Origin of the sequence: Streptomyces sporangiiformans (genome assembly GCF_005768555.2) — a bacterium.
GTDB classification, from domain to species: Bacteria; Actinomycetota; Actinomycetes; order Streptomycetales; family Streptomycetaceae; genus Streptomyces; species Streptomyces sporangiiformans.
The window spans coordinates 1-11,553 of the sequence record NZ_VCHX02000081.1 but is presented as its reverse complement, the minus strand read 5'-3'; the positions used below and the strand labels follow the sequence as shown (position 1 = coordinate 11,553).

Annotated in this window: 7 protein-coding genes and 1 pseudogene; 3 read left to right on the top strand and 5 right to left on the bottom strand. The window is 70.6% G+C overall.

Going from position 1 to position 11,553, the window contains the following annotated elements; genetic code table 11:
* The first annotated feature begins 237 nt into the window (after window positions 1-237).
* Window positions 238-1,497, top strand: a complete 1,260-nt coding sequence (locus FGD71_RS08750; RefSeq protein WP_119099814.1) for an acetyl-CoA C-acetyltransferase — start codon at window positions 238-240, stop codon at window positions 1,495-1,497.
* A 7-nt stretch (window positions 1,498-1,504) separates the two neighbouring features.
* Here FGD71_RS08750 and FGD71_RS08745 read toward each other — a convergent pair whose 3' ends face one another.
* From FGD71_RS08745 to FGD71_RS08725, 5 genes are all read right to left on the bottom strand, one after another.
* A complete protein-coding gene (locus tag FGD71_RS08745; RefSeq protein WP_119099813.1) occupies window positions 1,505-2,368 on the bottom strand; it encodes a metallophosphoesterase family protein in 864 nt (287 codons plus the stop codon).
* Between the two features lie 34 nt (window positions 2,369-2,402).
* Window positions 2,403-3,197, bottom strand: coding sequence for a VC0807 family protein (locus tag FGD71_RS08740; RefSeq protein ID WP_119099812.1), 795 nt, complete (start codon window positions 3,195-3,197; stop codon window positions 2,403-2,405).
* Complete coding sequence (locus FGD71_RS08735; protein WP_162931075.1) at window positions 3,194-3,865, bottom strand: TetR/AcrR family transcriptional regulator; 672 nt, start codon at window positions 3,863-3,865, stop codon at window positions 3,194-3,196. Before FGD71_RS08735 ends, FGD71_RS08740 begins: the two co-directional genes overlap by 4 nt.
* Before the next feature lie 64 nt (window positions 3,866-3,929).
* Window positions 3,930-4,997, bottom strand: a complete 1,068-nt coding sequence (locus FGD71_RS08730) for a Gfo/Idh/MocA family protein (RefSeq protein ID WP_240436472.1) — start codon at window positions 4,995-4,997, stop codon at window positions 3,930-3,932.
* Window positions 4,994-6,391 (bottom strand): NDP-hexose 2,3-dehydratase family protein, encoded by a 1,398-nt coding sequence (locus FGD71_RS08725; RefSeq protein WP_119099810.1) that lies wholly within the window; start codon window positions 6,389-6,391, stop codon window positions 4,994-4,996. Before FGD71_RS08725 ends, FGD71_RS08730 begins: the two co-directional genes overlap by 4 nt.
* A 320-nt stretch (window positions 6,392-6,711) precedes the next feature.
* Between FGD71_RS08725 and FGD71_RS08720 the strand changes: the two are divergent.
* Together FGD71_RS08720 and FGD71_RS48605 are read left to right on the top strand one after the other, a co-directional pair.
* Window positions 6,712-10,575 (top strand): annotated as a pseudogene (locus FGD71_RS08720) (type I polyketide synthase); the annotation flags it as partial.
* 1 nt (window position 10,576) lies between these two features.
* A partial coding sequence (locus tag FGD71_RS48605) for a ketoacyl-synthetase C-terminal extension domain-containing protein (RefSeq protein ID WP_425329663.1) occupies window positions 10,577-11,553 on the top strand: 977 nt, incomplete at both ends.

The following is an 11,553-nucleotide window of genomic DNA, read 5'->3' as shown; positions in this document are numbered from 1 at the left end:
GGTCCAGGGGCTGGCCCCCTGGCGGGGTCTGGGGCGGAGCCCCAGGTGATGGGAATGGGTAGGGGCGGCGGGGGCGAAAACACCCACCCCCCTCAGCCGCTGACAGGACGCCCCCAACATTGAGACCTCCCACCTATCACACGCGGCCGAATTGAGTATTGGACGCGCTCAATGCGCCGGTGTCACGCTCACGAAGAGCCGTTGTCCCATTACGTCCATGCAGCAGGAGGCCCCGTCATGCCCGCCCAGCCCGACATCGTCGTGTGTCAGCCGTTGCGTACGCCGATCGGCAGGTTCGGTGGCGCTCTCGCGGGGCAGCGCCCCGCACAGCTGGCCGCTCTGGTCATCGCCGAGGTGGTACGGCGCAGTGGCATCGACGCCCGACACGTGGACGAAGTGATCCTCGGCCACAGCTACCCCAGCTCCGACGCCCCGGCGATCGGCAGGGTCGCGGCCCTCGACGCGGGCCTGCCGCAGACGGTGACCGGCGTCCAGATCGACCGCCGCTGCGGCTCCGGCCTGCAGGCCGTACTCGACGCGGCGATGCAGATCCGCAGCGGATTCAGCGAGGTGGTCGTCGCGGGCGGAGTCGAGGTGATGAGCGGGGCCCCGTTCTACACGCACGAGGGCCGCTGGGGCATCAAGGGCCCGGGTCTGCAGTTGCACGACGCGCTGGCGCGGGGGCGGGTCACGGCCGGTGGTGACAGGTATCCGGTGCCCGGCGGCATGATCGAGACCGCGGAGAACCTGCGGCGCGAGTTCGGCATCAGCAGGGCCGACCAGGACGCTCTCGCCCTGCGCTCCCAGCAGCGGGTGGCGAGGGCGATCGACGAGGGGCTGTTCAAGGACGAGATCGTCCCCGTCGTCGTCCGCACCCTCCCCCAAGCTCTCGGCTCCGCTCGAGCAGGGGGGACCCCCATGGGGGAGTCGGTCGTCGACACCGACGAGCATCCGCGGCCCGACACCACGGCGGAGCAACTCGCCGCGCTGCGCCCCGTCATGGCCAAGACGGACCCGGAGGCGACGGTCACCGCGGGGAACGCCAGCGGTCAGAACGACGCGGCCGCCGCCTGTCTGGTCACCACCACCGAGACCGCCCACCGGCTCGGGCTGACCCCGATGCTCAGACTGGTCTCGTTCGCCCGCGCCGGCGTCCCCGCCGCGACCATGGGCCTCGGCCCCGTCCCGGCGACCGAGGCCGCGCTGGGCAAGGCCGGTCTCACCCTCGGCGACCTCGACCTCATCGAGCTCAACGAGGCCTTCGCGGCCCAAGTCCTGGCCTGCACCCGCGCGTTGGGCCTGACCGGCACCGACCATGAGCAGCGCATCAATGTCAACGGCTCCGGCATCTCGCTCGGCCATCCGGTCGGCGCCACCGGGGCACGTATCCTCGCGACGCTGGCCTGGGAGACGCACCGCAGACAGGCCCGCTACGCACTGGAGACCATGTGCATCGGCGGTGGGCAGGGGCTGGCGGCGGTGTTCGAGCGCGTGTGACCGCCGATCACAGGAGCGGCGCTCCCGGGGCCAGGGTGCGTGCGGGCAGGACGTCGCGCAGGGCGCCCTGCGGGTGGCCGCGGCGCCGCCACTCCCGCGGATAGCCGACGGACACCTCTTCGAAGCGCACGCCGTCGTGGAAGGTCGTCCGCGGAATGTGCAGGTGGCCGTAGACGACGGCCGCCGCCCGGAAGCGGCGGTGCCAGTCGGCTGTCAGTTCGGTACCGCACCACAGCGCGAGCTCGCGGTACCAGAGAACCCGGGTCGGCTCTCGCAGGAGCGGCCAGTGGCTGACCAGCACGGTGGACAGGGCGGGATCGAGCGCGGTCAGGCGGCGTTCGGTCTCGGCCACCCGGGCGCGGCACCAGGATTCCCGGTCGGGGTAGGGGTCCGGGAAGAGCCGGAATTCGTCGGTGCAGACGACACCGGCGTCGTACGCGCGCTGAAGAGCCTGCGCCTTGGTGGCCGTGCCTTCGGGGCGGAAGGTGTAGTCGTAGAGCAGGAACAGCGGAACCACCACCAGCGGACCGCCCGGCCCCTGCCACACCGGGTAGGGGTCCTCCGGCGTGACGACCCCCACCGACCTGCACATCTCCACCAGGTGGCGGTAGCGGGCCTCTCCGCGCAGTCGGAGGGAGTCGTCGTCCACGGTCCACAGTTCGTGGTGGCCCGGCACCCACACCACTTTGGCGAACCGCTGGGACAGGGTGCGCAGGACGAGTTCGATGTCCTCCGCCCTCTCGGACACGTCTCCGGCGAGCAGCAGCCAGTCCTCGTCGGTGGTCGGGCGGGCCTGGACCACGAACTGCCAGTTCTCCTGGGAGGAGACATGCAGATCGCTGATGGCCAGCAGCCTCGGTCGTGTCCCCATCCGTTCACTCACCTCCCGGCGCGGGCGGGCATGGTCATCTGCCTTGCTGTGGCGCCTGCGCGGAGGACGGCGGGCCGTCGGCGAAGATCTTGCGAAGGGTTCCGGTGCGGTACAGGGTGATCTGGGTGACGACCTGCAGCGCGATCCACGTCACCGCGTACAGCGCGCCGTCCAGCGCCGGAACCGTGTCGACGGGCAGCGTGTAGGCCATCACCACGCGCAGGGCCGCGTCCACGAGGAGACCCCACCCCCACATCACCGTCAGTCCGCGCCACACGCGGACGAAGGACGGGTCCGTCGCCAGCAGGTGTTCCAGTGCCGCGCTCCGGCGCGGCAGCATCGCCTTCGCCGCCTGATAGGTGAAGGGCCGCTTCGTGAACAGGGTGATGAACAGCCAGACGGCGGCGAGGGCGGTGAAGGCGCCGTTGCGCGCCAGCGCGGCGCGAGGATTCGCGGTCACCAGCGTGGCCAGAGCGCTCACGGCCAGGATGGCGAGGGTGAACACGCCGATGGCGTTGATCGTCCGGTGCCTGACGGCCCCGTACAGCGCGTGCGCGGCGGGGGCGGAACCGCTGAGAAGGAGTGCGGACACCTCGCTGAACCCCGCGCCACGCAGGGTGTAGTAGAGACCGATCGGCAGGACGATGTCGAAGACGACGGTCAGCAGGAAGGCCCCCGCCGACGAGGAGGAGCGCACGGCGCCCTGCGCCTCTGCGTCGACCGGAGAACCGTCGGGGGAGTCATGGGCCGGGGCGGGTGTGCCGGCTGCGGGGCCGGACGGGGCGCGGGGCGGTTCTTCGGCGGGGCGGGAGGCGGCGGAGGGCGTCACGGGAACACCTTCTGGGCTTGTTCGGCGGGAGAGCCGGCGCCGGTGCGGTCGGCCGGTTGTGTGCAACGGTCGAAGATGTCCGTCAACTGCCGCGCGCAGCGGTCGAGGTCGAGCTCGGAGCGGGAGAAGTGACGTTGAAAGAAGGCATCGATCGCCGTGCGGATCACCATCGCCATGGTGTGGGAGTCGAATGTCCCGAACTCCCCGGCGCTGCGGCCTTCTTCGAGGAGATCGACCAGTCGGTCCACGGACATGACCTGCCGCTCGACGCTCTCAAGACCGTCTATTCCCCGGCAGTGCTTGAGCGCGACGATTTCCGCGAGAGCCTTGGCGTGTGCCGGGTACCTGGAGACGAAATCGAAGTTGGCCTGGATGTATGCGCCAACCTTCTCCCGGTATGTGTCTTTGTTGTTGATGTGGGATCGGGAAACCTCGCCGGCGATTCCATGGATGGTGTTGACGATCTCCATGAACAGCTCTGTTTTTCCGGAGAAATGATAGGAGATCATGCCGGTGCTACTCAGGCCCGCATGTCTGGTGATCTTGTCGAATGATGCCTTCGAGCATCCGAGTTCGGCGATCGTCTCGATTGCGGCCTGTACTATCTGAGCCCTCCTGGCCTCCTGTGTGAAGGTCAGAGAATTGCTGTGCTTGATCCGTGAATTCATGGTTCCAAATGATGGTGACGATGCAGTCGGTTGCCCGCGTGTCCGACAAGTGGCATGCATTCCCCTACTGGTCGACGGTCACCCGCACCGCTTCCCGGCGGACCGCCTCGACCAGCTCCATCGCTGCCACGGTGTCATGTCTCAGGTCGGCTCCCTCCCGCGCCGAGTCGGTGCCCCCCGCTCTCACCGCCGCGGCGAACGAGGCGAGACAGGCGCCCAGTTGATCGGCTGCCGGAAGCGTGAACCGCTCCTGGTGCCCCTGCTCCTCGAGCAGCACCACCGGTTCGTACGCCGGCGGGGGCGTGAAGGCCCGGTCCACCGTCACCCGCGCACGATCACCCCAGAGGGTGTACGTGGACGCATAGGCGTGTTCGAAGCCGAAGGCGATGTGGGCCAGGACCCCGGAGGGGGACACCAGCAGCGCCTGCCCCGACAGGTCCAGCCCGTCCGTAGCCCTGGTCCGAAGTGTCGCTCCCGCCACGCGAACACCCGGCCCGAGAAGCAGTCCCGCCGCCCGCAGCGGGTACACCCCCACGTCCAGCAGGGCACCACCGCCCATGTCGCTCGCGTACCGGATGTCGTCGGCGGGCAGCGGCGGGATGCAGAAGGCGGCATGGAAGGAACTGAGGGTGCCCAGGCGCCCCTTCTCCAACAAGTCCCGCACGAAAGAGTGCTGAGGATGGTGCAGGAACATGAAGTTCTCCCGCAGCACCACGTCGTGCTCCTCGGCGAGGGCGCACAACTCCCGTGCCTCACGGGCGTCCACTCCGACCGGCTTCTCCACCAGGACGTGCTTGCCCGCCCGTATCGCCTTCGCCGCCCACTCGTGGTGGAGCGCGGTGGGCAGGGAGATGTACACCGCCTCGACGTCCGGCCGCTCCAGCAGCGCGTCGAAGCCGGACTCCGCCGCGCAGCCGAAGTGCGCGGCGAAACGCTCCGCCTTGTCCGCGGACCGCCCCGCGAGGGCCACCAGATCCACCTCGGGCACACGCACGGCGGTGGGCAGCGTACGGCGCCACGCGATGGACGAGGTACCCAGCGCACCCAGCCGCAGCGGACGGCCTGCCCGGTCCGTCACAGCGTCCGCGCCCGTCACGGCGTCCGCTCCGGTCGCGGCGTCCCCGCCGGTCACAGCGTCCGCAGCGCCGCGACCAACGTCCTGGCCTGGACGTTCAGATGATGGCTGTACTTCAGCAGTGCGTCCAGTTGCCACGGTGTCACCCAACGGAAGTCCTCTGCGGCCGAGGTGGGGAAGTCCTCCTCCACCTCAATGATCATGTAGCGGCTCTGCGCGTTCCGGAAACGTCCGCCCTCCTCCGACAGCGCTGTGTCGTACAGCACGCCGGCCGACCGCCGGCGGAGGACCTCTTCGAGGTAGGGCGGCTGATCTGCGGGCGGCAGATGCGCGTAGTTCTCCGGAGCGCACTGTACGGTCGGGCCCAGTTCCACCACGTCGAGGAAACCAGGTTCGGCCCGGGCACGCAGCAGCGCGTGCCGCACCCCTCCGATATTCCTCACCAGCAGCGCGGCGATACCCGTCCCATGGGGCTGGAGCAGCGGCTGCGTCCAGGCAGGGACCTCACGCCGCCCGGAGGACACGTCGACGCCGACGATGCTGAAGAACAGTCCGCGCGCATGCGACAGCGCGTCGCCCGACCGGCGCCAGCCCTCGGCGTCCTTCAGGGGGATCAGCTCGACCGCGCCATCGTGTTCCGCCCGGCGCCGCGTGATCCAACTGCGGATCTCCAGGTCCTTGTGCAGCGCCGACGTGTGGTCCCGCGCCGAGTCGCCGCTTGCGTACCGCCAGTCGGGCAGACAGGAAAGGACCGTTCGCGCATCCATGTTGACCAGGTTGTCGTGATGCAGAAGGGCATTGACCTGACCAAGTGTCAGCCAGCAGAAATCCCGCCCCGCCTCGACCTCGGGCCCCACCTCGACGACCATGTTGCGATTGCGCTTGTGCAGGAACCAGGATCCCTGCTCCGACTGCAGCACGTCCGCCACCACCTTGCGCGGATCGGGCACGCGGAAGGAATCCAGGTACGGGACGGCCGACCCGCCGTGCAGCCGGGTGTAGTTGCTCTTGGTGGCCTGCACGGTCGGGGACAGCTGCACCCCGTTCACATTGCCCGGCTCCGATTTCGCCTGCATCAACAGGTGCAGGACGCCGCCGAATTCACGTACCGCGATACCCAGCATGCCGATCTCGGGCTGGAGAATGACGGGTTGCGACCATTCCCGCACCGGACCGAAACCGGAACGCACCCGCAGCCCGCGGATGGAGAAGAAACCTCCGGTGGCGTGCCGCAGATCCCCTGTGCGGGGATCGAAGTCCCAGCCGCGCAGTGCTTCGAAGGGTACGCGCTCTACTCGTTGGGCCTGTTCTTCTCTGCGCTCGTCGAGCCAGCGGAAGAATTCCCTATGGGTCATCACGCCGCCGTCGACGGCCGCCGCCGATTCCGCCAGCAGGGATGCCGCCCGGGAATCGGGGGTGCGCGCCGGGAGCACCGGGCTTGTCGCGGTCATCGGTATTGTCTCATCCCTTCCCTGGACGCCGGGTTGTGCGGTGTGCGCCGCCTTCCGGGCCCACACGGGTCAGCGGCTTCGACGGCCGGCTGCCCTGGTCACAGCATGGACTGCGGAATTCCGGCGTACTCCTAAAGTTTTGGCTGTTGCCCGCACATCGTTCCTCGCTATAAGAGGCTGCCGGTGACCGCCGAAGGGGGCGGACGGAGACCGCTTAGAGATTCCCCTAGAGCACCTGGCGCGAGCGAGGCCGGCGGGGTGGGAACGTGCAACCGTGTTGGCGCCCCGACCCTGTCCTCTTGGTGTTTGGAGTGCCTTTCATGAACGAGCCGGTCTCCGCGGCCTCCTGGACCACCGCTTCGGAACACGAGCCCGTTGCCGTCGTCGGCCTCGCCTGCCGGCTGCCCGGCGCCGAGGGACCGGACGCCTACTGGAGCCTCCTCGAACAAGGCCGCAGCGCCATCACCGACACTCCCCAGGCGCGCCGGGACGAGGCGCTGTCCGGTACGGCGCCGGCCGGGCCCGACGGACGCCCCATCCCCCTCAGGGGAGGCTTCCTCGACGCCCCGGCGGACTTCGACGCGGACTTCTTCGGTATCTCGCCCCGCGAGGCCGAGGCGATGGACCCCCAGGCGCGGCTCGTGCTCGAACTCGGACAGGAGGCGCTGGAACACGCACGCACGCCCGCCGACCGGGTCCCGAAGGCCACCGGAGTCTTCGTGGGCGCCGACGTCTCCGACTACGCCCAACTCGTCCACCGCCAGGGCCCCGAGGGCATCGGACACCACACGATGACCGGCCTCAACCGCGGCCTCATCGCCAACCGCCTCTCCTACGCGCTGGGGGTGACCGGCCCCAGCCTGTCCGTCGACAGCGCCCAGTCCTCCTCGCTCGTCGCCGTCCAGCTCGCCTGCGACAGCCTGCGCAACGGCGACTGCGAACTCGCGCTCGCCGGAGGGGTGCACCTCAATCTCCTGGCGAGCGGCACACTCGCCGTCGCGCACCTGGGAGCCCTCAGCCCCGACGGGCAGTGCCACACCTTCGACGCCCGCGCCAACGGATTCGTCCGTGGCGAGGGCGCCGGCCTCGTCGTACTGAAGACCCTGTCCAAGGCCCTCACCGACGGCGACCGCATCCACGCCTTGATCCGCGGCGGCATGGTCAACAACGACGGCGCCGGCACCAGTCTGACCACCCCCGACGCCGATGCTCAGGCAACCGTCCTGCGGCAGGCGTACGCCCGGGCGCGGGTCGACCCCGGCCTCGTCGACTACGTCGAACTCCACGGCACCGGAACCCGGGCAGGCGACCCCGTCGAGGCGACGGCGCTGGGCGCGGTCCTCGGTACGGCGCCGACCCGCCGCACGGCCCTGCGCGTCGGCTCGGTCAAGACCAACATCGGCCACCTGGAGGGGACGGCCGGCATCGCGGGACTGATCAAGGTCGTCCTCTGCCTCGCCCACGGCCGGCTCGTGCCGAGCCTCAACTACGCCACCCCCAACCCCGCCATCGACATGGACGCGCTCGGGCTGCGCGTCCAGCAGGAGGCGGCGGACTGGACGCCGGCCGACGCCGCCCGCCCCCTCGTCGCGGGCGTCTCCTCCTTCGGCATGGGCGGCACCAACGCACACCTGGTCCTGGAGCAGGCGCCGACACGGTCGTCTTCGGCCGACGCCGAGCCGTGCACCGCCGGCACCGACCGCCCGGTGGTGCCGTGGCTGGTGTCGGCCCGGACACCGCAGGCCCTGCGCGCCCAGACGGACCGGCTCGCCGCCCACCCCACGGTGACGGGCGGCGCCACTCCCACGGTGACCGGCGCCGCCGACCCCGTGGACATCGCCTGGTCCCTGCTGACCACCCGCACCCACTTCGACCACCGCGCGGTGGGCGTCGGCACCGACTCCGACGCCATCCTCACCGCCCTGGCCGCCTCCATGTCCCCCGGACCTGCCGGGGACGCCGTGAACAGCGCCGTCTTCGTCTTCCCCGGGCAGGGCAGCCAGTGGCCCGGCATGGCCGCCGAACTGATGTGCACCTCCCCGGAGTTCGCCGCCCGGCTCGCCGAGTGCGAAGCCGCCCTCGCCCCGCACCTCGACTGGTCCCCGACCGCCGTCCTGCGCGGCGACGCGGACACACCCCCGATGGACCGCGCCGACGTCGTCCAGCCGGTCCTGTGGGCCGTCATGGTGTCGCTGGCCGAGCTGTGGCGCGCCCATGGTGTGGTGCCTGCCGCGGTGGCGGGGCATTCGCAAGGTGAGATCGCGGCGGCCGTGGTCGCGGGCGCACTGAGCCTGGAGGACGGCGCCCTGGTCGTGGCCCTGCGCAGCAAGGCACTCGCCGCCATCGCCGGGCCCGGTGGGATGGCCTCCGTGGCCCTGCCCAGACAGAGTGCGGAGGAGTTGATCGCACCCTGGGACGGCCGCATCACGGTCGCCGCTCTCAACGGCCCCTCGTCGACGGTGGTCTCCGGCGATGCGCGGGCACTGGACGAACTGGCCACCGCGGCCGGACCACAGGGCATCCGCGTCCGGCGCGTCGGCGTCGACTACGCCTCCCACTCGGCTCATGTGGAAGCCGTACGCCACGAACTGCTGCGGGTGCTCGCCCCCGTCACCCCTCGCCGGCCGCACGTGCCGTTCTTCTCCACCGTCACCGGCGACTGGCTGGACGAGACCGGAACCGACGCCGCCTACTGGTACGCCAACCTGCGGCAGCCGGTCCTCCTCGAACCGGCCGTACGGGCCCTCGCCACCGCAGGGCATGGGGCGTTCGTCGAGGTCAGCCCACACCCCGTGCTGACCGTCCCGCTTCAGGAGACCGCCGAGGCCACCACCCCGGACGCGCCCGCTGTCGTCACCGGCACCCTGAGGCGCGACGACGGAGGACTTGCCCGCTTCTACACCTCCCTCGGCGAGCTGTGGACGCGTGGCGCCGACGTCGACTGGACACCCGCCTTCGCGGGCCGCACACCCGCCACCGTGGACCTGCCCACGTACGCCTTCCAGCGGCGGCGTCACTGGATCAGCGGGGCCGTGCATCCCCCGGCTACCGCCGCCACCGAGGCGGCGTCCGGCTCTGTGCCTGTGGCGGCGTCCGGTTCCGTACCCTCGGTGGTGTCGGGCTCCGGGCCCGAGGTGGCGTCAGGTGCCGGGCCCGAGGCGGCCCACGCCCGCGGTGACAGCCTGAGCTTGGTACGGGAGAACGCGGCCGTCGTCCTCGGCCACGGCGACGCGGAGGCCGTCGACGTCACACGTTCGTTCAAGGAACTCGGCTTCGACTCGGTTACCGCCGTCGAACTGCGCGACCGCCTCAACCTGGTCACCGGGCTGAGGCTGCCCAACACGGTGCTCTACGAGCACCCCTCCGTCGCCCGCCTGGCGCGCCATCTGGACCGCGAACTGAGCGGCACCGACGCGCCCGCCACCGCGGCTCCGGCCGCCCGTCCCTCCGACGAGCCCGTCGCCATCGTCTCCATGGCCTGCCGCCTCCCCGGAGGCGTCCAGTCACCCGAGGACCTCTGGCGACTGGTGCGCGACGAGGTCGACGCGGTCTCCTCCTTCCCGGCCGACCGCGGCTGGGACCTCGACGCGCTCATCGACGACGACGCCGAACGGCCCGGCACCAGCTATGTCCGTGAGGGCGGATTCCTGTACGACGCCGCGGAGTTCGACGCCGCGTTCTTCGGGATCTCACCGCGCGAGGCGCTGGCGATGGATCCGCAGCAGCGGCTGCTCCTGGAGACCGCCTGGGAGGCCGTCGAGCGCACCGGCCTCGATCCGCGCTCCCTCCAGTCCACCCCCACGGGCGTCTTCGTCGGTGCCACCGCACAGGAGTACGGACCCCGTCTGTACGAGGGCGACGATGACGTCGAGGGCCACGTACTCACGGGCACCACGGCGAGTGTGGCGTCCGGGCGCATCGCGTACACGCTGGGGCTCGAGGGTCCCGCGGTGACGGTCGACACGGCGTGTTCGTCGTCGCTGGTGGCCTTGCACATGGCGGTCCGGTCGCTGCGGTCCGGTGAGTGCTCGCTCGCCCTCGCGGGCGGAGCCACGGTCATGGCCGGCCCCGGCATGTTCACGGAGTTCAGTCGTCAGCGCGGGCTGGCTCCGGACGGCCGGTGCAAGCCGTTCGCCGCCGGTGCCGACGGTACGAGCTGGGCCGAGGGCGTGGGCGTCCTGGTCNGTGCCGACGGTACGAGCTGGGCCGAGGGCGTGGGCGTCCTGGTCCTGGAGCGGTTGTCGGATGCGCGGCGTCGTGGGCATCGGGTGTTGGCGGTGGTGCGGGGTTCGGCGGTGAACCAGGACGGTGCGTCGAATGGGTTGACGGCGCCGAACGGCTCGTCTCAGCAGCGGGTGATCCGGGCGGCGTTGGCGGACGCGGGTCTGTCGGCGGCGGATGTGGATGTGGTGGAGGCGCACGGTACGGGGACGCGGCTGGGTGATCCGATCGAGGCGCAGGCGTTGATCGCGACGTACGGGCAGGAGCGGGCGGAGGAGCGTCCGTTGTGGCTGGGCTCCCTGAAGTCCAACATCGGACACGCCCAGGCGGCGGCCGGTGTCGCCGGTGTCATCAAGATGGTGATGGCGATGCGGCACGGTGTGCTGCCGAAGTCGCTGTGTGCCGGTGAGCCGACCCCGCATGTCGACTGGTCGGCGGGCGCGGTGGAGTTGCTGGCGGAGGCGCGGTCGTGGGACGGAGAGGACCGTCCGCGGCGGGCGGGTGTGTCGTCCTTCGGTATCAGCGGTACGAACGCGCACGTCGTCCTCGAACAGCCCGAACCCGTGGAGGAGGAGCGCGCCGCGGCATCCGCGGAACCGGCCGAACCGGCCGACGGTGTGGTGGTGCCGTGGCTCGTCTCGGCACGTACACCACAGGCACTCGAGGCGCAGATCGAACGACTCGACGCCTGCGTGACCGCCACCGCTCCCCGCGCTGTGGAGGTGGGCTGGTCGCTGCTCTCGGGACGTACCGCATTCGAGTATCGCGCGATGGCGGTGGGCTCGGATCCCTCGGCCATGGTGACCGCGCTGCGGGCGCCGCACTGCTCCGGTTTCGCCCCGGACTCCGTGAACCGTCCGGTGTTTGTGTTTCCGGGGCAGGGGGCGCAGTGGGTGGGGATGGCGGTGGAGTTGTTGGATTCCTCGCCGGTGTTCGCTGCG